Here is a 20,513-nt window from a genome sequence, read left to right as displayed (position 1 = left end):
TTTAAATATCAGCAGCGCGTAGAACGGGTAGTGAAAGTCCAGTTCGAGTGCTCGTGTTCGGAGGAGATCTCCGAGTTCACCCGCGGCGAGACCAGCCGCGGCGTCCACGTCGAATGCGGGAACTGCGGCGCGGTGTACGCCGTGACCATCACCGAACTGGAGTAGCGGGCGGCGCCGCGGACTCGAACCGGAGCCGGACCGTCGTGCCGTCGTCCGTCGCCTCGAAGCGGACGGTTCCCCCCTGCGTCTCGCACATCCACTTGACGAGCCACAGCCCGATGCTGCTCGCGTGCGAGAGCGGCGTCTCCTCTTCCGCCTGTAACACCGCGCGCTCGTCCGGCGGGATCCCCGGCCCGTTGTCGGTGACCTCCAGACAGGTGGTCGTCCCGTTCTCGCGGATCGTCGCCGCCACGCGCCGCGTCGCGCCGTCGTTGTGGGTGACCGCGTTCTCGAACACCTCGCGGATCGGGAACTCGACGGAGTCGTCCGCGCGGATCCACGCCTCGGACGGGGTTTCGACCGTGACCGCGGTGCCGTCGTCGTCGAGGACCCCGATCGCCTCGTGAACGGCGTCGACGAGGTTAACGCGGCCGTCCGGCCGCTCGGGCGACGCGTCCTCAATGACCCGGAGCTTCTCGCTGATCGCGATGACGTCGTCGGTCGTCTGCCGGATCGTCTCCAAACACTCCTGGCCCCGCTCGTCGTCGACGCGGTCGGCCAGCAGGTCGGTGTACCCCTGAATCACGTTGAGGTCGTTGCGGACGTTGTGTCGGAACACCCGGCTCAGAACCTGTAGCTGCTGGTTGGAGGTTTCGAGGTCCCGTCTGGCGGTCTCCGCCCGCTGCCGGTGGTGCGTGACCGCGCCGTAGAGGAGTCCGCCGGACCCGGCGACGAGCAGCCAGTCCCCGACGAGGCGCGTCGGCGTCCACCCCGCCGCGGTCCCGCTCGCCGACGCGACCGCGAGGTCGACCGCGACCGCGAACAGCGCGCCGAGACAGAGGTACGTCGCCGTGAGAGCGGCCGCGGACCGCCCGTATATCGGTTCCGTGTTAAACTTCATTTATATTTAACTTTTTCTCGCCGAATTTTCTCCGCGAGCAACACCTCTACGGCCGCCGGCTTAAATTTTGACCGTCGCGCCCGACCGCAGAAAGACGGTCACCACGACGCGCAGTCGGCGCAGACGAAGTCCGCCTCGTCGCGCCAGCGGCGCTCGACCCGCTCGCCGCAGCGGTCGCACGCCGCGCCGTCCGCGTGCCACGTCGAGGTGGCGACCGCGGGGTCGACGGCGGCGGTGTCGGTGGGCCCGTCAGCGGCGTCAGCGTCCGTCCCGTCGGAGTCGGCCGCGTCGCCCTCCGCGCCGTCGGAACCGGTCTCAGCGGACGTACCACCGACGTCGTTCGCCTCGGCGAAGTCGTCGAGCGAGCGGTCCTCGGGCATCTACGCCTCCCGTCGGAGCCGGTCGACGACGTAGTCGCGCTCAAGTTCGCCCAGGAACTCACCGAGCCGCGGCCCCTGCGTGTCGTCGAAGAAGAGGCGATAGCCCGCGGCGAAGAAGTCGCTCACCTCGACGCCGTGGTCGCGGGCGGTCTCGTACATCGCCCCCTGGATCGCTTCGCCGTCGTGACCGGCCGCGACGAAGTCCGCGAGGTCGTCGAGCGCGGCCGCGACGTCCTCGTCGAACTCGACCGCGGGGAGGTCGGTCTGGAGGCGGTAGTCGTACTCGTTTTCGGTCCGCTCGGCCCAGTTCCGGGCCTGCTCCACGCGGGCGAGCGCGGCGTCGACCGCGTCGCCGTCGGCCTCGGCGGGGATGTGCCCCTCGTCGCGGGCGAGGCGCTCGCGGAAGTCCGGATCGTCGACCATCCCGAGGACCGCCGCGAACGTGTACGGGAGCCGGATGGGCTTCTCCGTCGGCGGGTCGTCGGGCCGCCCGACGACGAACGGGTAGGCGCGCTCGGCGAAGGCGGTGAGGTCCGGGTCGTCGACCTCGCCGAAGTAGGCGCGCTCGAACCGGTCAAAGCGGTCGACCAGCTGGTCGAGCCGCTCGACGTCGAGGTCGCGGGCCTTCTTCGGGTGGAGCGCGAAGAAGTAGCGCAGCACCTCGGGTTCGATCAGCTCCAGCAGCTCCTGGACCGTGACGACGTTGCCCTCGGAGGAGGAGAACGCCTCGCCGTTGAGCGTGAACCACTCGTACACCATCGGGACGGGCGGCTCCTCGCCGAACACGTTCCGGGCGACGTCGACGCCGGAGGGCCACGACCCCTCCGCGTGGTCCTTCCCGAACGGCTCGAAGTCGACGCCGAGGACGCCCCACTGGGCGGGCCACTCCAGCCGCCACGGGAGCTTCCCCTCGCGGAACGTCGCGGTCCCCTCGTGGCCGCACCCCTCGATGGTGTTGCCGCCGGCGTCCATGTCGGTACAGACGTACTCGACGGTCTCGCCGTCGAGGTCGATCCCGGTCACCGTCTCGGTCACCTTCCCGCACTCCGCACAGATCGGGTTGAACGGGACGTACTCGTCGTCGACCTTATCCTGATACGGCGAGAGCACCTCGCGCACGCGGTCGACGTCGGCGAGGACGGTCCGGACCGCGTCGTCGAAGGCGCCGTCCGCGTACAACTCGGTGTTCGAGAGCATCTCGACGGGGACGTTCAGGCGGTCGGCGTCGGCCTTGAGCAGGCCCGCGAAGTGGGCCGCGTAGGACTCGGCCTCGCCGAACGGGTCCGGGATCGACGTGTACGGCTTCCCGAGGTTGCGCCCGAGCGCGCCCGCGTCGACCTCGCCGAGGCCGACGATCTCGCCGTCCGCGTTCGCCAGCTTCCGCGGGACCTTCCGCAGGGGGTCCCTGTCGTCGGAGGTGAACACCTGCCGGACCTCGTGGCCGCGGTCCCGCAGCACCTCGGCGACGAAGTAGCCGCGCATGATCTCGTTGAAGTTACCGAGGTGCGCGACGCCCGAGGGGGAGACGCCGCCCTTGATCACGATCGGCTCGTCGGGGTCTCGGGCTTCGATCTCGTCGGCGACGACGTCGGCCCAGAACGCGTGGAAGGTTCCGGCGGACCCCTCGGCCGGGCCCTCGCCGTCGTCGACCGCTCCCGCGCTCTCGTCGGCCGCCCCCTCGTCGAGCGCGGTCTGCTCGGAGAGGATGTGCGGGGAGTCGTCCGCGCTCATCGCTCCCCCGTCCAGCGGCTCGGTTCCGCGCCGTCGACGGGGACCACGTCGGTCCCCGTGTGGTCGCCGCGCAGCACGGCGTCGACGACGGCGGTCGGGTCGGTACCGTCGAGGACGATCGACCGGATCCCGGCCCGGTCGATCAGCTTCGCGGCGAGCAGGTCGACGGGCGCGGACGCCCCCGCGTCGCGGCTCATCGGGAGGACGACCTCCACGAGCTCCGCGGGCGACATCGACGCGAACTGGGTCGCGTCGGGGTCGGCGTTGGGGTCGGCGTCGTACACGCCGTCGGCGCTCGTGGCGTACACGAGCAGGTCGGCGTCGACCGACTCGGCGAAGGCGGCGGCGACCGCGTCGGTGGTCTGTCCCGGCGTCACCCCGCCCATCACCGCGGCCTCGTCGCGGCGGAGCGCGGCGGCCGCCTCCTCGTAGTCGGTCGCGGGCGCGAGGTTCGCGCGGTCGCCGAGCGCGGCGATCAGCAGCCGGGCGTTGAGCCGGGTCGTCCCGATGCCGAGCCGGTCGAGCTCGACCTCGTTGGCCCCGATCTCGCGGGCCGTCTCGATGTACTCGCGGGCGACGCCGCCGCCGCCGACGACGACCCCGACCTCGCAGCCGTCGGCGGCCAGCCGTTCGATCGCCTCGGCGTACGCGGCCACGCGCTCGGGGTCGAGGTCCGGCGCGAGCACGCTCCCGCCGACAGAAACGACGACTCTCATTGCCGACGAGTACCCCTGTCGCGGTCTTAAGGATTGCCAAGCCCGGACGCTGCGGAACCGGTGCGGGGACGCGAATCCGGACCGACGGGACGACCGGGAAACGCCTAAGCCCGTCGCGACCCGCTCTCGGGTATGCGACCGCTATCGATCGTCGGGGACGGCGCGCCGAGGCTGGCACGGCGACTCGCGGCGCGGCTCGACGGACGGGTCGCCGTCGTTGAGCGCGGCGACGACGCGGCGGGGAGCGACCGGAGCGAACCGGGGGCGCGCGGACCGGACCCGAGCGATCCGGCCGCCGACGGCGGGGTCGTCGACGGCGAGGATACCGACCCCGAACGGCGCCCCGACGCCGACACCGAGATCGCGTTCGACGCGGACGGGAACTGGCGCGGTCGGGGAAGCGTCGAGGGGTTCGACGACCTGCTCGACGGGCTCGCCCCCGACCACGACTACCTGCTGGCGGTCGGCGAGTCGCGCCTGCGCGTGCCAGCGATCCTCTTGGGCCCGGACCCGGACCCCGAGAGCGTACCGGGAACGGTCCTCGCGACCGCGGGCGGCCCCGAGGAGGTCGCCCTCGACGCGCTCGTCGCCGACCTCGACGACGCGGAGCCGTGGATCACCCGCGAGACGCTCGTGCGGCGCGTCGAAGCGTCGGCGGACGCGGAGCGGTCGGGCGCGATCGCCACGTTCACCGGCCGCGTGCGCGCCCGCGACGCCCCGGACGACGACCGGACGACGCACCTCGCGTTCGAGAAGTACGAGGGGGTCGCGGCGGAGCGGATGGACGCCATCGCCGAGGAACTGGCCGACCGTGACGGCGTCTTCGACGTGCGGATGCACCACCGCACGGGCGTGATCGAGGCGGGCGAAGACATCGTGTTCGTCGTCGTCCTCGCCGGGCACCGCCGGGAGGCGTTCCGGACGGTCGAGGACGGGATCGACCGGCTGAAAGACGAGGTGCCGATATTCAAGAAGGAGGCGACGGAGTCGGAGACGTTCTGGGTCCACCGGCGGGACTGAACGGCGGTCGGAGGCGGTGTCGGCGGACTCTCGCGGCGCCGGACGGCCGACGAGAACGACCGCGCGGGGGACGCGAGAGGGGCGCGCGGTCGCTCCGAGAGGGCATCAAGCGGCGCATTTTGCTGGTAGTCGTCGGGCGAACGCGGGGGAGACGAGTGACTCGCTTACCGAGTGGTCAGCAGCAGAAACGCTCTCAGATCCGATTATAAAATGTCTACGCCGTTTTGGAACCGTTATAAAGAGTCCGTCAGACACGTTTTAGCCCGTCGAGTTCGGTGAAACGCCCTGAAACCCCCTGAACGTCGCCCAACGGTGTTACCTTTATAACACCCTCCGGCGGCAAGCGTGAGGTGTACCATGAGCGCGACAGCGAACCCCTCCACGAACGCGAGCGCGAACGACGACCGCAGCAAGGAAGAGCGGCTGAAGCAGTACCTGCTCGACCGCGCCCAAGACGGGGAGATGTACTTCAAAGGGAAGTTCATCTCCGAGGACGTCGACCTCTCGCCGAAGGAGATCGGCGCCCTGATGGTGAAGCTCCGCGACTCCGCGACGGAGCTCACCGTCGAGAAGTGGTCGTACACGGGCGCGACGACCTGGCGCGTCGAGCCCGCCTGACGCTCCGGCTCCGCCGACCGACGCCCGCAGCACCGCTCCCGACGCGCAGCACCGCGCTGACGCCCGCGGTTCGGTCCCCGACTCGCGCTTTCTGACCGCGCACGCGTCCGCCTCGCGAACCGAGCGGACGACCGGTCCCCCCGTTTCCGGTTCGCTCACCCGCCGACGCGGGGTTTATACTCGCCGACCAGTTACGACGAGGCGATGCCAGAACACGAGGACGCGGCGGCGGCCGGCGACGGCGCGCCGCGTCCGGAGCCCCTCCGGACGTTCTTCCGGATCGACGAGGTCCGCCGCGAGGACGGCCGCGTGCGATACCGCGGCGAGTCGTACGTCCCGGAGCGGACGCTGCTGCGGAAGCTGACCCCGCACTTCCGAGAAGCGGGCTACGAGGTCGACGTGGAGGTCGTCGACGACGGCCACGTCGTCGTGGCGACGCCGTTCGACCGCGGCCGCGACGGGATCCCCTGGGTGAACCTCGCCATGTTCGCGGCCACCGTGCTGTCGACGCTGTTCGTCGGCGCGTACGGCTGGTACTACGTGCCGCTCGCGGAGATCCAGTCGAACCCCCTCTCGCTGCTTCAGGCGTGGCCGTTCACCGCCGCCGTCCTCGGCGTCCTGATGACCCACGAGCTCGGCCACTACGCCGCCGGGCGCTACCACGGCGTCCCCGTCTCGCTCCCGTACGTCATCCCCTTCATCTTCCCGTTCGGCACGCTCGGCGCGGTGATCCGCATCCGCGGGCGGATGCCCTCGCGGAAGGTCCTCTTCGACATCGGCGCCGCCGGCCCGATCGCGGGGTTGGTCGCGACCGTCGTCGTGACCGCCATCGGCCTCTCGCTCGACCCGATTCAGGTGCCGGCAGAGCTCGCGAGCTCGTCGAGCTCGGTGATCCGGTTCAACAACCCGCCGCTGTTGGACCTCATCGCCGGCGTGCTCGGCCAGCCGACGAGCTACGGCGACCCGCGGCTCACCGCCCATCCGGTCGTGATCGGCGGCTGGGTCGGGATGTTCTTCACCCTCCTGAACCTCCTCCCAGTCGGCCAGCTCGACGGCGGCCACATGGTCCGGGCGATGCTCGGGCCGCGACAGGAGACGGTGGCGGCGCTCGTCCCCGGCGCGCTGTTCGGGATCGCCGCGTACCTCCACTTCTGGCGGGGGCTCGGGCTGAACGAGTCCGTCGGGCTGTGGGCGTTCTGGGGCGTGTTCGCGACGGTGATCGCGTTCAACGGCCCGGCCGACCCGACCGACGAGGAAGGGGTGGGACTCCCGCGGCTCGCGGTCGGCCTCGCCACGTTCGCCGTCGGCGCGCTCTGTTTCCTCCTCGTGCCGATCCAAGTCGTCGGCGCGTGACGCCGCGAGTCAGTCGTCGCGCCGGTTCTTCATTCCCTGCCTGGTGAACTGGGGCGTGGTCCGGAGCCCGCGCTTCTTCCGGAACGACCGGTACAAGGCGATCGCGAGCGGCGCGGCCAACGCGAGGACGACGAGCGCGAGCCGCCAGTTCTCCGCGAACGAGTAGAGGATCGTCGCCGAGAGGACGCCGACGGCGAGCAGCACCGAGTAGGCGATCCGCATCGCCAGCTTCTCTAAGACCTTGGTGTCGTCCTCCAACACGACGTTGACGGTGAGGTCGTCGCGGTTGGCGCGGTCGAGGAACTCGTCGGCCTTCGGCGGGACGGTAAAGAGCGCCTCGGTGGTCTTTTGCACCTGCCGGCCGGCGTCCTCGGCGAGGTCCCGAGCGGTCTGCTCGTAGTACCCCTCCTCGCGGAGGTAGTCGGTCGCCGTCGAGATGAAGTCGAACTCGGGGTCCAAGGTGACGCAGACCCCCTCGACGACGGTGGCGACGCGGAGGACCAAGGCGAGGTTCGGCGGGAGCCGCAGCGGGAACTCGTAGATGGTCGACTCCACCTGCTCGATGATCTGGTTCACCTGGTACTGTTCGATGTCCTCGCCGCTGGCGTCGGCGATGGCCAGCTCCATCACGTTGCCCATCACCTCGCGGTCGGCCTCCGGCGAGAGCGTCCCCATCGAGATCAGGGTGTCGAGGATGGCGTCGATGTCCTGCCGCGCGACCGCGACGTAGAACTCGACGATCTTCTCCTGGACGAACGGGTCGACCCGGCCCGCCATCCCGAAGTCGTAGAAGATCACGGCGCCGTCGTCCGCGACCGCGAGGTTCCCCGGGTGGGGGTCAGCGTGGAACACGCCGTCCTCGATGATCATCTGGAGGTACACCTCCTGGAGCGTCTCCGCGATCTGCGTTCTGTCGTGGCCCGCCTCGTCGAGCGCGTCGATGTCGCTGATCTTCGTGCCCGGGACGTACTCCATCGTGAGCACGCGCGGTCCGGAGACCGCCTCGTACGTCTCCGGAATCCGGATCCGGTCCTCGTCGGCGAAGTTGCCGCGGATCTCCTCGAGCATCGTCCGCTCGCGCTCGTAGTCCATCTCCTCGCGGATCGTCTTCGCGAACTCGTCGGCGAGGTTCTCGAGGGAGAACGCCCGCCCGGCGCCGGTGAACCGCTTGACGAGGGGGATCGACCAGCGGATCGTCCGGAGGTCGGCCTCGACGAGCGACTCGATCCCCGGGCGGCGCACCTTCACCGCGACCGGGGTCCCCTCGTACTCCGCGGTGTACACCTGCCCGAGGCTCGCGCCGCTTATCGGGTCGCGGTCGAAGTCGTCGAACGTCTCGTCGACCGGGCCGAACTCGTCTTCGAGGACGACCTTCGACTCCTCCCAGGGCGCGGGCGGCACGTCGTCTTGGAGGCCCTCCAGCACCTCGATGTACGCCGGCGGGAGGATGTCCGGCCGCGTCGAGAGGATCTGCCCGAGCTTGATGAACGTCGGGCCGAGCGTGAGCAGGATGTCGAGCAGCACCGCTGCGCGCTCGCGCTGCGTCTCGGCGTCGACCTCGCGGCTCCCCCCGAACAGGAAGTAGCGCCGGCTGTCACGCCAGTACGCGACGATGAGCGGCGAGAACTGCCGCAGGACGACGACGAACCGCCAGTAGGCGCGAAGGTTGACCAGCGTGACCACCCGTCAGGCGTCGCCCTCGTCGTCCGCGTCGTCGACGGGGATGGTCCGGGAGACCTCGCGTTCCCGCTTCGGCAGCGAGATCTCGAGGACGCCGCGGTCTATCTCGGCGTCCGCGCCCGCGCCGTCGGCGTCGCTCGGGAGGGGGAGCTCCGCGTCGAGGAACAGCGGACGGTCCTCGCGGACGTACTCGAACCCTTCGGGGACCGCCTTTTCACGGCGCCCCTCGATGTCGATGCGCCCGTCTTCGACGAGCACCTCGGTGGTCTCGGCGGTCGCGCCCGGGAGGTCGACGACGAGGACGTACCCCTCGTCCGACTCGAGTAAGTCCGCAAACACCGCGTCCGGGAGGTCCCGGAGCGCGTCGCGTAGCGCTGACATAGAGGGAGATAGGGTCGCCGCAGCGAAAAAGCTGTGGAAAAACGGGGTTCGACCGCGGGATCCGAGGCGGGCGTCGAGTCGGCTTTCCGATCGCGGTCGCGGGCGGGCGTCGAGTCGGCGCGGTCGCCGGCCTCGGCTCAGTCGTCGCCGATGTCGAGGTCGAACTTCCCGAGGTCCTCGCCCTGCGACTCGCCCGGGAGGATGTCGCCCAGCCCCGCGCCGAACGCGGCCGCGGCCCAGACGACCGCGATCCGACCGGCCCGTTCGACCGCGGTGGGGTCGCCCTCGTGGAGCCGGCCCCAGAACAGCAGCATCGTCGCCGACGTGGTCAGCGAGACGAGGAGGACGCCGGCGTACCGGCGGGGGATGACGCCGAAGATCGGGTGTCTGATCGTGATCTGCCGGAAGTCGGCGAAGTAGAGGAGCCCGGCCGTCGCGAGGAAGATGAACCCGACGTGGCCGATCAGGAGGACCGGGACGCCGGCGACGGTCGTCGCCGCGAACCAGGCCGCGATCTCGAATACGCCCCCCTCGACGAGCAGCGGGAGCGCGAACAGCACCGCCCCGACGAACGACTCTGCCAGGTCCCGGGAGGTGTACTTGGTGATCCGCTCGGCGAGCGCACCGGTCCCGGGCATCCGCTCGACGAGCGAGATCGTCTGTCTGACCTTCTCGCGCTCGTGTCCCTCGTCGACGGTGTCGCTCAGGGCGTCGAGCTTCGCGAGCAGGTCGTCGATGTCGGGGTCGCCGGGCGCGTTCGCCCCGGCGGCCCGCTCCGCCGCGCCGTCCGCGCGACCCGTGTCCGCGTCCGGTTCGTCGCTGTCGACCATGTTCCCCCGCGACGCGCGAGCGACCTAAAAGGGTACCTGCGCGAGCGCGGCGGTCGGGACAGCCGCCGGGGTGTCCTACAGGTCGCCGAGGAACGCCGAGAGCGCCTCGTTGAACGCGGCCGGCCGTTCGAGCATCGCGAGGTGGGCGGCGTCCGGGACCTCGGACCACTCCCCGTCCGGGATCTCCTCGGCGAGGTACTCGTGGTACGCCGGCGGGGTGAGCCCGTCGTGCGCGCCGACGAGCGCGAGCGCCGGGGCGTCGACCGCGCCGAGGCGGTCCCGGACGTCGAAGCGGTGGCACGTCAGGAAGTCCCGTTCGGTGACCGCTCGCCCGCACGCGCGCATCGCCGCCTCGGAGAGCTCGACGTACTCGACGGGCGCGTCGTGGAACAGCCGGTCCGGCTCGTGGAGCAGCGAGACCGCCCGGTCGAAGTCGTCGGCGAGCGCGTCGCGGAGGGGCTCGGCCACCGCGAGCTTCGCACCCGTGCCCGCGAGGACGAGTCCGTCGAGCGCGAGGTCGCGCTCGAAGGCGATCCACAGCGCGACCGCGCCGCCGAGCGAGTTCCCACAGAGGACGGTCGCGTCCGTCGCCTCCGCGACCGCGACGACGTCGTCGGCGTACGCGTCGAGCGTCTCGCGTCCCGCGGGGGCCCCGACGTCGTCGCTGTCGCCGTGCCCCGAGAGGTCGACGGCGACGCCGGGGAACCGGTCGGCGATGCGCGCCTGCGACTTCCAGACGTCCTTCGTGCCGCCGCTGCCGTGGACGAAACAGACCGTCGGTCCGTCGCCGCCGCGGTCGAAGCGGCGGTACGCCGTCGCCCGGCCGTCGTGGGTGACCCGTTCCATGGCCGGCGGTTCGGCGCCGAGCGGTATAAACGCCGGAGGAGATCGGACCGCGATCGACACCGCGCGATCCGAACCGAGAGACGCGACGCGGCGCGACCGCCGGACGGCGACCGATCGGGGGCGAACGACCCGAACCGCTACACTACCGATAGAATAGAGAAACACTCACGTCATGCGATTTTGAGCGTCAAGTTTATATACCTACGCGACTAACTCGTAGTTAGGATGAATCACATACAGACCCGATCGACCGGCGACGGCGCGCTACTGCGTCGGTACGAGTACGACGACGGCTGGACCGTCGCCGCCGATCTCGGCGTCGACGACGAGACCGTCACCGTCGACACCGTCGGCGAGACGGCGATCGTCGTCGTGGAGGGACCGGACGGGCCGGTCGAATCGGAGCTCGAGCTGCCCGGAACGGCCGCCGACGCGGCCGTGAACAACGGCGTGCTCACCGTGGAGGGCGAGCGATGAAGCTCACCGTCAAGCCGCTGAAACAGAAGGACGCCGGTCGCCGCCTCGCGGCGATCGACCGCGTCGCCGCCGACGAGCTCGGCCTCTCCGGCGGGGACATCGTCCGCGTCGAGAGCGCCGACGGGGCGGCGATCGCCCGCGTCTGGCCCGGCTACCCCGAGGACGACGGGACCGGCGTGATCCGCATCGACGGCCGCCTCCGCCAGGAGGCCGACGTCGGGATCGACGACCGCGTGACCGTCGAGGACGTCGACGTCTCGCGGGCGGACGCGGTGACGATCGCCTTCCCGAGCCAGCTACGGGTGCGGGGCCAGATCGCCCCGTTCATCCGCGACAAGCTCTCCGGTCAGCCGGTGACCGAGGGACAGACGATCCGGACCTCCCTCGGCTTCGGGCTGATGGGCGGTCAGTCCCAGGCGGTCCCGATGAAGATCGCCGAGACGAGCCCGGGCGGCACGGTCGTCATCACCGACGAGACGGAGATCAGCATCTCCGAGATCTCCGCCGAGGAGCTCGCCGACCGCGGCGAGGCCGCGGGCGGCACCGGCGAGGGGCCGGACGTCACCTACGAGGACATCGGCGGGCTCGACGACGAGCTCGAGCAGGTCCGCGAGATGATCGAGCTGCCGATGCGGCACCCGGAGCTGTTCAAGCGCCTCGGCATCGACCCGCCGAAGGGCGTCCTGCTCCACGGCCCGCCGGGCACGGGGAAGACGCTGATCGCGAAGGCGGTCGCCAACGAGATCGACGCGAACTTCCACACGATCTCCGGCCCGGAGATCATGTCGAAGTACTACGGGGAGAGCGAAGAGCAGCTCCGCGAGGTGTTCGAGGAGGCGTCCGAGGAGTCGCCGTCGATCATCTTCATGGACGAGCTGGACTCCATCGCGCCCAAGCGCGAGGAGGCTGGCGGTGACGTCGAACGCCGCGTCGTGGCCCAGCTCCTCTCGCTGATGGACGGGCTCGAGGAGCGCGGCGAGGTCGTCGTCATCGGGGCGACGAACCGCGTCGACGCCATCGACCAGGCGCTCCGACGGGGCGGCCGCTTCGACCGCGAGATCGAGGTCGGCGTCCCCGACCGCGACGGCCGAAAGGAGATCCTTCAGGTCCACACGCGGAACATGCCGCTGACCGACGACATCGACCTCGACGAGTACGCCGAGAACACCCACGGCTTCGTCGGGGCCGACCTCGAGTCGCTCGCGAAGGAGTCCGCGATGCACGCGCTGCGGCGCATCCGCCCGGAGATCGACCTCGAGAGCGACGAGATCGACGCCGACGTGCTGAACAGCATCCAGGTGACCGAGTCCGACTTCAAGGAGGCGATCAAGGGGATCGAGCCCTCCGCGCTCCGCGAGGTGTTCGTGGAGGTTCCGGACGTCACCTGGGACGACGTGGGCGGCCTCGAGGGAACTAAGGAGCGGCTCCGCGAGACGATCCAGTGGCCGCTGGAGTACCCCGAGGTGTTCGAGGAGCTCGACATGCAGGCCGCGAAGGGCGTCCTGATGTACGGCCCGCCGGGCACGGGGAAGACCCTGCTCGCGAAGGCCGTCGCCAACGAGAGCGAGTCGAACTTCATCTCGATCAAGGGGCCGGAGCTGCTGAACAAGTACGTGGGCGAGTCCGAGAAGGGCGTCCGCGAGGTGTTCAGCAAGGCCCGCGAGAACGCGCCGACGATCGTGTTCTTCGACGAGATCGACTCGATCGCGACCGAGCGCGGGAAGAACTCCGGCGACTCCGGCGTCGGCGAGCGGGTCGTCTCCCAGCTGCTGACGGAGCTCGACGGGCTCGAATCGCTGGAGGACGTGGTCGTCATCGCGACGACGAACCGCCCGGACCTCATCGACTCGGCGCTGCTCCGGCCCGGCCGCCTGGACCGGCACGTCCACGTGCCCGTCCCGGACGAGACGGCGCGCCGCCGGATCTTCGAGGTCCACACGCGGAACAAGCCGCTGGCGGACGACGTCGACCTCGACGCCCTCGCCCGGAAGACCGAGGGCTACGTGGGCGCCGACATCGAGGCGGTCGCCCGCGAGGCGTCGATGAACGCCTCCCGGGAGTTCATCGGCAGCGTCACGCGCGAGGAGGTCGGCGAGTCCGTCGGCAACGTCCGCGTGACGATGCAGCACTTCGAGGAGGCGTTAAGCGAGGTCAACCCCAGCGTCACCCCCGAGACGCGCGAGCGCTACGAGGAGATCGAAAAGCAGTTCAGGCGGTCGGAGGTCGACCGCACCGAGGCCGAGCCGGGCGCCGCGTTCCAGTAAGTCGGCCGCCCGTTTCGGTGCTCGCCCGCGGCGGTTTTTATACGACGCCGAGCGTCGACAGCAGGTAGAACGCCGCGACGACGACGATGCCGATCGTGACGAGCCGCCACGCGAGCTTCAGCACGAACTTGCCGACGACGATGATCAGCGCGACGGCGACGAGGGCGACCAGCAGCTGCCCGACCTGACTGCCGAGCAGCGCGGCCTGTGCCGGCGCGACGAGTCCCGCGAGCGCGAGCGATGATCCGGTCATGTCCGGCCTCACGGCGACGCCGGGCATAAGCTTGTGGGACGAGGGACGCTCCGGGTACGAATTCTGATAGGTGTGTGGCAAACCGGCGCCGCATTCGGACGCGCGCTCGTCCGGAGGCGGACCACAGGGACGCCAGCACCCGGCGCCGCCGCCGGAGCGACCGCCGAGCGACCCCCCTTCTGTTCCGGTGGGAGACCGCTTCGGTCTCCCGTTTTGTTCGGTTGAGGTTCAGTTTCACTCCGGTCTACCTACGCTTATGTGTCCGGAGTCCCTTTCGTACCGACGTACCGGATTCAGCGTCAGACGCCCCGGACCGACGTTACATACCGAATCGGACATGTAGATGCCGGGCGGGTCCGAACATCCGAACCTACAAGGGCCCGCCTCGCCAGTACACCAACACTACAGATGATCCATATCCCACGCCAAGCCAGCGGGGTGGCCGCCGAATGAGCAGCGACGGCGTCTCCGCCGACGGAGTCGAACTGCCGATCAAACGAACCACGGGCGACACCATGGAGGAGCGCCTCACGGGCAACGCCTACGGGAACATCCTGCCCGCGCGCTACCTCCGGAAGAACGCGGACGGCGAGCCGATCGAAGATCAGGAGGAGCTGTTCGACCGCGTCGCGCGCAACGTCGCGCTCGCGGAGGCGGTCTTCGAGGCCGAAAAGCAGGGCGTCGAGGTCACCGTCACGCCCGACCAGCTGAAGCCCGACCACCCGCGGCGCGACGAGCTCGCCGAGGAGGTCTTCGGCGCGGGCACGACCGCGACGGACGACACGGAGACGACGCTCACCGCCCACAACGTCAACAAGTTCTCGTACGAGACGGTCGTCCCCGAGCTCCCCGAGAGCGTGCGCGACCACGTCGAGGCGACCGCGGACCGGTTCCGTAACGGGATGGAGTCGCTATCCTTCATGCCGAACTCCCCCACCCTGATGAACGCGGGCGACGAGCTCCAGCAGCTCTCCGCCTGCTTCGTCGACTCGCCGGGCGACGACATCACCGACATCCACCAGACCGCCAAGGAGGCGGCCGAAGTGTTCCAGTCCGGCGGCGGCATGGGGTACGCGTTCTGGAAGCTCCGCCCGTACGGCGACGCGGTCGGCTCCACCGGCGGCATCGCCTCCGGCCCGATCACGTTCATGCGGACGTTCGACCAGATGTGCGAGACGATCGCGCAGGGCGGTGCGCGCCGCGGCGCCCAGATGGGCGTCATGCGGATCTCGCACCCGGACGTCATCCAGTTCATCCACGCGAAGAACAAGGACGTCTCCCTGGCCCACTCGCTGCGCCTGAACGACCCCGACGACTTCACGCACAACTCCTTCGCGGACGCGCTGGAGGAGGCCCGCGAGCTCATCGACGAGGACGGGAAGGTGCCCGAGCACCTCCGGAACGCGGTCGAGGGACACCTCTCGAACTTCAACATCAGCGTCGGCGTCACGGACGACTTCATGGCGGCGCTGGAGAACGACGAGGAGTTCACCTTCACCAACCCGCGCACGGAGGAGCCCCACATTGCCACTCCGGAGACGAAGGAGCTGTACGACATGTTCGGCCTCGGCGAGCACGTCGAGGTCGGCGAGGAGCTCTCCGTCCCCGCGGCCGAGATCTGGGACCACATGATCGAGGGCGCCCACGAGAACGGCGAGCCGGGCGTCGTCTACCTCGAGCGGATCAACAAGGAGCACTCCTTCGACGTCGAGGAGCACCCCGAACACCGGATCCTCGCGACGAACCCCTGCGGCGAGCAGCCCCTCGAGGAGTACGAGGCCTGTAACCTCGGCCACATCAACCTCTCGACGCTGGCGGATCTGGACGCGCCGGACTGGCGCGTCTGGTCCGACGAGCACGCCGACGAGTACGACTCCGAGGCGGCCGCGGTCGAGGCGTTCCTGGAAGAGGCGATCGACTTCGAGGAGTTCGAAGAGCGGATCGCGTACGGCACCCGCTTCCTCGAGAACGTCGTCACGATGTCCGACTTCCCGGTCCCGGAGATCGAAGAGAAGGTCCGGGATATGCGGAAGATCGGACTCGGGATCATGGGGCTCGCGCAGCTGTACGTCCAGCTCGGCGTCCGCTACGGCTCCGAGTCGGGCAACGAGATCGCCCGGCAGCTGATGACCCACATCAACCACGAGTCGAAGCTCGCCTCCCACGAGCTCGCCGAGGAGCGCGGCACCTTCAACGACTGGGAGGACTCGAAGTACGCGAACCCGACCGAGCACCGCGACTGGTTCGAGCACTACACCGGGCTCGACGCCGACGAGTGGGAAGACGGCTTCCCGATCCGCAACCACAACACGACGACGATCGCCCCCACGGGCACGACGTCGATGATCGGCAACACGACCGGCGGCTGTGAGCCCATCTACAACGTCGCCTACTACAAGAACGTCTCCGACGACGTCCAGGGCGACGAGATGCTCGTCGAGTTCGACGACTACTTCCTGCGCACGCTGGAGGCCAACGACGTCGACGTCGAGGCCGTCAAGCGGGAGGCGCAGGAGCAGATGGCCGAAAACGATTTCGACGGCGTCGAGGGGCTCGACACCGTGCCGAACGCGATCGGCGAGCTGTTCGTCGTCACCGGCGACCTCTCCGCGAAGGACCACGCGGGCGTGCAGGTCGCCTGCCAGAAGGGCGTCGACTCCGCCATCTCGAAGACCGTGAACGCGCCCAACGACTCCACGCTGGGCGACGCCAAGGAGGTCTTCGAGTACATCTACGAGAACGGCGGGAAGGGCGTCACCTACTACCGCGACGGCACCCGCTCGAAGCAGGTGCTCACGACGCGCGCGCAGAACGCGGAGTTCGCCGACGAGAGCGAGGCGGCCGAGACGATCGTCGAGCAGATCGGCGAGGTCTTCGGCGGGATCGAGGCGTTCCTCGACAACGAGGACGTCCAGGCCGCGATCGACGCGGAGATCTCGGACCTGCTCGAAGCGACGGAGCAGCCGCGGATCGACTACAGCGAGCGGAGCCCGCGCCCCGACTCCCTGAACGGCGTCACCCAGCGCGTCGAGACGGGCTACGGCAAGCTGTACGTCACCATCAACGAGGACGACAAGGGGCTGCCGTTCGAGCTGTTCGCGAACATCGGTCACTCCGGCGGCTACACCAACTCCTTCACGGAGGCGCTCGCGAAGGTCATCTCGACGGCGCTGCGCTCCGGCGTCGACCCCGAGGAGATCGTCGACGAGCTCCAGGGCACCCGGAGCCCGAAGGTCGCGTGGGACAAGGGCGAACAGATCCAGTCGATCCCGGACGCCATCGGCACCGCGCTGCGGCGCTACCTCGACGACGACGTGGACAAGGGGATCCCCCAACAGCAGAGCCTCGACGACGTCGAGGGGAGCGTCGCGGACGAGTCGCCGAGTCCCCCGAGCCAGACCGACGGGGGCGCGGTCGACGCCGGCGCGGCGACCGAGGCTCCGAGCGGATCCGAGCCGACGGCGGCCGACGACGCGGCCGGCGCCGACGACTCGACCCAGGAGCTCATCGCGGCGGGCGAGTCGCCCGAGTGTCCCGAGTGCGGCGGCATGAACCTCTACTACTCCGAGGGCTGCAAGACGTGCGAGTCGTGCGGCTGGTCGGAGTGTTAAACGGGACGAACCGGCGGTAACGAGCGCTTGACGACGCGGTTTTTTGCGGTTCGGACGAACGCGACCGATACCGGGAGTAGGTGTAGTACGTCGTGAGTGAGGCAATTTATAAAGAGAATTGAGGTGTTGCTGTCGACTATTTATAAATGACTGACGCTGCTGCGGCGAGTGCCTCCAAAGCCCCAGCCGTCGAGGGCGGGGTACGCTCGCTGCGCTCCTCACTCGGTCGCTTCGCTCCCTCATTCCGGTGCTTACGTCGCCTACCCCGCCCTCGACGGCTGCCCCTTTGAGTCCTCCCCGCACCGCACAGCATCCGTACCTCACACCTCCCCAGCCTCGTCAGCCGGCCTCCGCCTCGCTCCGGCCGGCTGACTCCCTCGCGCGTGCTCCTCGCGTCCTTCGGACGCTCGGAGGCACGCGCCGACCGGACAAGGGTACTGTATANCGCGGCCGCCGATGGCGGCCGCTCGCAGGCACGCGCCGACCGCACTCTCCGTTATAAACGATCGTCGGCGCAGCTGGCGACTACTTCAATACCGAATCGCTGCTACCGATCTGTGATACTCACTTTCGCAATCGATCGCTCGTCGGGTTCACGCGCTCGCCGAGGGACGAACCACTCCCACTCGAAAAACGTGCGACGAAGCGAAACCGGACGGAGCGAGAAGGCCGAAAGAGTCCGAAAGAAATCGAAACGTCGGGCCGCGCCGTCGCCTCAGAAGGTCTCCAAGTAGCGGTCCTCCTCCCACTGCGACACCTGGGTGAGGTACTCGCTGAACTCCTGGGACTTCGCCTCGGCGAACTTCTCGGAGGTGTGCGGGCCGAGCGCCTCCTGAAGCACCTCGTCTTCCTCCAACTCCTCGACGGCGGCGCCGAGGTTCGGCGGGAGCGTCTCGATGCCGTACTCCTCGCGCTTCTCGTCGTCGAACTCGTAGATGTCCTCGCGGACCGGGTCGCCGGGGTCGGCGCCGGTCTTGATCCCGTCGAGGCCGGCGGCGATGAGCGACGCCAGTCCGAGGTAGGGGTTACAGGACGGGTCGGGGCTGCGGACCTCGAAGCGCGCGGACACGCCCGCGGCGTCCGGCACGCGGACGAGCGCCGAGCGGTTCGTGTCGGACCACGCGACGTAGATGGGCGCCTCGTAGCCGGGCACCAGGCGCTTGTAGGAGTTCACGGTCGGGTTGGTGACGGCCGTGAACGCCTTCGCGTGCTCCAAGATGCCGCCCATGAACTGGTAGGCCGTCTCGCTCAGGTTGAACTCGTCGTCGTCGTCGGCGAAGGCGTTGCCGTCCTCGTCGAACAGCGAGATGTGGCTGTGCATCCCCGAGCCGTTGATGTCGGCGATCGGCTTGGGCATGAACGTCGCGTGGAGGTCGTGCTGCTCGGCGACCGCGCGGACGACGGCGCGGAACGTCGCGATGTTGTCCGCGGTCGTGAGCGCGTCGTCGTACTTGAAGTTGATCTCGTGTTGGCCCTCGGCGACCTCGTGGTGCGAGGCCTCGATCTCGAAGCCCATCGCCTCGAGGGTGAAGATGATCTCCTTGCGCACGTCGGACGCGAGGTCCTTCGGCGCCAGATCGAAGTAGCCGCCGTTGTCGTGCGGGATCGTCGTCGCGTTGCCGTCGTCGTCCTTCTCGAACAGGAAGAACTCCGGCTCCGGCCCGATGGAGACGGAGTAGCCCATCTCCTCGGCCTCCGCGAGGACGCTCTTGAGGACCTGACGCGGGCCGCCGGCGAACGGTTCGCCGTCGGTGTCGACGATGTCACAGATGAGCCGCGCGGCGCCGCTGTCGCCGTCACCGTCGCTGCGCCACGGGAGCACCGCGAACGTGTCGGGGTCGGGGACGAGCCGCATGTCCGACTCCTGGATGCGCACGAACCCCTCGATGGAGGAGCCGTCGAAGTAGATCCCCTCGGTGAACGCCTTCTCCGCCTGATGAGCGGGGACGGAGACGTTCTTCACGACGCCGAGGATGTCGGTGAACTGGAGCCGCAGGAAATCGACGTTCTGTTCCTCGATCTCGTCGAGTACCGCCTGTTCCTCGGCCGTGAGGCCGCCGTCCGGTTTCGCGTGTTCGTCCGTCATGTTCTGGACGCTTCGTTAGTTATGTGCCAGTATAAAGGCCTTATCGCTTGGCGCATGAACCGCCGGACAGGCAAAACTGCTGGACGTTCGTAAAATTCTAAACCCCCGAAAGCGTGTATCGGTGTGATGACGTACGAAAACCTCGACGCGAAGCTCATCAACTCCCTTCTCAGCAACGGACGCGCGAGCCTCCGGAGCCTCGGGGACGAACTGGACGTCTCGGTGACGACCGTTTCGAACCACCTCCGCGACCTCGAAGAGGAGGGCGTGATCCGGGGGTACACCCCCGTCGTCGACTACGACAAGCTCGGGTACGACGTGACGGCCGTGCTCCAGCTCAAGGTCGAGGGGAGCGCGCTGCCGGACGTCACCGAGAAGCTGCGCCAGGAGAAACAGATGGTGAGCGTCTACGAGGTCACCGGCGACTACGACGTGATCGCCATCGGGAAGTTCACCGACACGGACGGGATGAACGACCAGATCAAGTCGATCCTCACGGACGCGGACATCCGCGAGTCGAACACGAGCGTCGTCCTCAACGCGGTCACGGAGAACGAGCAGTTCGACCTCGACGTCGAAGAGTAACTCGACCGGCCGCCCGGCTCGAACGCCCAGCCCCGCTCGGAGACCGGTTCCGCCCTTCTACTGCCGTTCCGCCGCCGCCTCCAGGACCTCCACCGCCGGGAGCGGCTCGCCCGTCAGCGCGCGGATGTACGCCCCGCCCGCGATGGAGACGTGCGAGAACTCCTCCTCGCTGAGGCCGTACATCTCGATGGCCCGAGAGGTGTCGCCGCCGCCGACGACCGAGAAGCAGTCCGTCTCCGCGATGGCTTCGAGGACGCCGACGGTGCCGTCGGCGAACCGCTCGTCCTCGAAGACGCCGAGCGCGCCCTTCACGAACACCGCGTCGGACTCGCGGATCGCCGGCTCGTAGTCGTCGACCGTCGCGGCGCCCACGTCGAGGTACCCGGTCTCCTTCTCCTCGATGTCGTCGACCGCGACCTCGGCGCGCTCGCCGTCGGCGCCCTCGTACGCGAGGTCGCTCGCGAGGCGGATCTCGTCGCCGCGCTCGTCGAGGACCGACTCGATCAGCTCGCGGTTCGCCTCCCACTGCTCGTCGAACAGATCCATCTCACCCACGTCGTGGCCGACCGGGTGACCCGCGGCGCGTAAGAACCTGTCTCTTATACACATCTCTGATGGCGCG

At 69.0% G+C, this 20,513-nt stretch carries 19 protein-coding genes; 8 read left to right on the top strand and 11 right to left on the bottom strand.

The genetic code is table 11. The features are described from left to right. The first annotated feature begins 30 nt into the window (after positions 1–30). On the top strand, positions 31–165 hold the full coding sequence (locus C470_RS16400) for a hypothetical protein (RefSeq protein WP_004597316.1): 135 nt from the start codon (positions 31–33) through the stop codon (positions 163–165). Here C470_RS16400 and C470_RS10590 read toward each other — a convergent pair. The 4 genes from C470_RS10590 to pyrH form a co-directional block, all read right to left on the bottom strand. After that, positions 149–1,060: a sensor histidine kinase gene (locus C470_RS10590; protein ID WP_004597317.1), complete on the bottom strand. Its 912-nt coding sequence runs from the start codon at positions 1,058–1,060 to the stop codon at positions 149–151. The two genes, C470_RS16400 and C470_RS10590, sit on opposite strands and share 17 nt — an antisense overlap. A gap of 98 nt (positions 1,061–1,158) precedes the next feature. Then, positions 1,159–1,440 carry a DUF7573 domain-containing protein gene (locus C470_RS10585; protein WP_008367147.1) on the bottom strand — a complete coding sequence of 94 codons (282 nt, stop codon included), beginning with the start codon at positions 1,438–1,440 and terminating at the stop codon, positions 1,159–1,161. Continuing rightward, entirely contained in the window at positions 1,441–3,171 is a 1,731-nt protein-coding gene (gene lysS / locus C470_RS10580; RefSeq protein WP_008367145.1) for a lysine--tRNA ligase, read from the bottom strand. Further along, positions 3,168–3,887 carry a UMP kinase gene (gene pyrH, locus C470_RS10575; protein ID WP_004597320.1) on the bottom strand — a complete coding sequence of 240 codons (720 nt, stop codon included), beginning with the start codon at positions 3,885–3,887 and terminating at the stop codon, positions 3,168–3,170. The genes lysS and pyrH overlap by 4 nt, the downstream gene beginning before the upstream one ends. Before the next feature lie 132 nt (positions 3,888–4,019). Here pyrH and C470_RS10570 point away from each other — a divergent pair, with 132 nt between their 5' ends. The 3 genes from C470_RS10570 to C470_RS10560 all read left to right on the top strand — a co-directional run bounded on the left by C470_RS10570 (position 4,020) and on the right by C470_RS10560 (position 6,878). Continuing rightward, positions 4,020–4,907, top strand: coding sequence for a molybdopterin synthase (locus tag C470_RS10570; RefSeq protein WP_007345416.1), 888 nt, complete (start codon positions 4,020–4,022; stop codon positions 4,905–4,907). A gap of 357 nt (positions 4,908–5,264) precedes the next feature. Continuing rightward, complete coding sequence (locus tag C470_RS10565) at positions 5,265–5,525, top strand: DUF7123 family protein (protein ID WP_004597322.1); 261 nt, start codon at positions 5,265–5,267, stop codon at positions 5,523–5,525. Positions 5,526–5,729: 204 nt separating this feature from the next. Beyond that, positions 5,730–6,878 (top strand): site-2 protease family protein, encoded by a 1,149-nt coding sequence (locus C470_RS10560; RefSeq protein WP_007345417.1) that lies wholly within the window; start codon positions 5,730–5,732, stop codon positions 6,876–6,878. A 9-nt stretch (positions 6,879–6,887) separates the two neighbouring features. Here C470_RS10560 and C470_RS10555 read toward each other — a convergent pair whose 3' ends face one another. The 4 genes from C470_RS10555 to C470_RS10540 all read right to left on the bottom strand — a co-directional run bounded on the left by C470_RS10555 (position 6,888) and on the right by C470_RS10540 (position 10,615). Next, complete coding sequence (locus C470_RS10555) at positions 6,888–8,561, bottom strand: ABC1 kinase family protein (protein WP_004597324.1); 1,674 nt, start codon at positions 8,559–8,561, stop codon at positions 6,888–6,890. Positions 8,562–8,564: 3 nt separating this feature from the next. Continuing rightward, entirely contained in the window at positions 8,565–8,939 is a 375-nt protein-coding gene (locus C470_RS10550) for an Hsp20/alpha crystallin family protein (protein ID WP_004597325.1), read from the bottom strand. Positions 8,940–9,076: 137 nt separating this feature from the next. After that, positions 9,077–9,769, bottom strand: a complete 693-nt coding sequence (locus C470_RS10545; protein WP_008367141.1) for a hypothetical protein — start codon at positions 9,767–9,769, stop codon at positions 9,077–9,079. Positions 9,770–9,844: 75 nt separating this feature from the next. Further along, positions 9,845–10,615, bottom strand: coding sequence for an alpha/beta fold hydrolase (locus C470_RS10540; RefSeq protein ID WP_008367139.1), 771 nt, complete (start codon positions 10,613–10,615; stop codon positions 9,845–9,847). A 225-nt stretch (positions 10,616–10,840) separates the two neighbouring features. Between C470_RS10540 and C470_RS10535 the strand changes: the two genes are divergently transcribed. Continuing rightward, on the top strand, positions 10,841–11,092 hold the full coding sequence (locus tag C470_RS10535) for an Hsp20/alpha crystallin family protein (protein ID WP_008367138.1): 252 nt from the start codon (positions 10,841–10,843) through the stop codon (positions 11,090–11,092). Continuing rightward, complete coding sequence (locus tag C470_RS10530; RefSeq protein ID WP_004597333.1) at positions 11,089–13,356, top strand: CDC48 family AAA ATPase; 2,268 nt, start codon at positions 11,089–11,091, stop codon at positions 13,354–13,356. The genes C470_RS10535 and C470_RS10530 overlap by 4 nt, the downstream gene beginning before the upstream one ends. Positions 13,357–13,393: 37 nt before the next feature. Here the strand turns inward: C470_RS10530 and C470_RS10525 are convergent, their stop codons facing one another. After that, positions 13,394–13,636, bottom strand: a complete 243-nt coding sequence (locus C470_RS10525) for a hypothetical protein (protein WP_004597335.1) — start codon at positions 13,634–13,636, stop codon at positions 13,394–13,396. Positions 13,637–14,058: 422 nt separating this feature from the next. Between C470_RS10525 and C470_RS10520 the strand changes: the two genes are divergently transcribed. Continuing rightward, positions 14,059–17,220, top strand: a complete 3,162-nt coding sequence (locus tag C470_RS10520) for an adenosylcobalamin-dependent ribonucleoside-diphosphate reductase (protein WP_008367136.1) — start codon at positions 14,059–14,061, stop codon at positions 17,218–17,220. Between the two features lie 715 nt (positions 17,221–17,935). On the opposite strand, the gene glnA is transcribed toward C470_RS10520, so the two are convergent. After that, on the bottom strand, positions 17,936–19,306 hold the full coding sequence (glnA, locus tag C470_RS10515; protein ID WP_008367134.1) for a type I glutamate--ammonia ligase: 1,371 nt from the start codon (positions 19,304–19,306) through the stop codon (positions 17,936–17,938). A 126-nt stretch (positions 19,307–19,432) separates the two neighbouring features. On the opposite strand from glnA, the gene lrp reads away from it, so the two are divergent. Next, the gene (gene lrp / locus C470_RS10510) at positions 19,433–19,891 is read left to right on the top strand and encodes an HTH-type transcriptional regulator Lrp (RefSeq protein ID WP_004597351.1); all 459 of its coding nucleotides are present in this window, start codon (positions 19,433–19,435) and stop codon (positions 19,889–19,891) included. A 57-nt stretch (positions 19,892–19,948) separates the two neighbouring features. On the opposite strand, the gene pgk is transcribed toward lrp, so the two are convergent. Beyond that, positions 19,949–20,513 (bottom strand): phosphoglycerate kinase (gene pgk, locus C470_RS10505; protein WP_152418662.1); only part of this gene is annotated, 565 nt, incomplete at its 5' end.

The sequence above is a fragment of the Halorubrum distributum JCM 13561 genome (assembly GCF_000337395.1).
Classification (GTDB): domain Archaea; phylum Halobacteriota; class Halobacteria; order Halobacteriales; family Haloferacaceae; genus Halorubrum; species Halorubrum distributum.
Note: the sequence above shows the minus strand (reverse complement) of the source record. Positions and strands in the feature narration are given on the sequence as shown.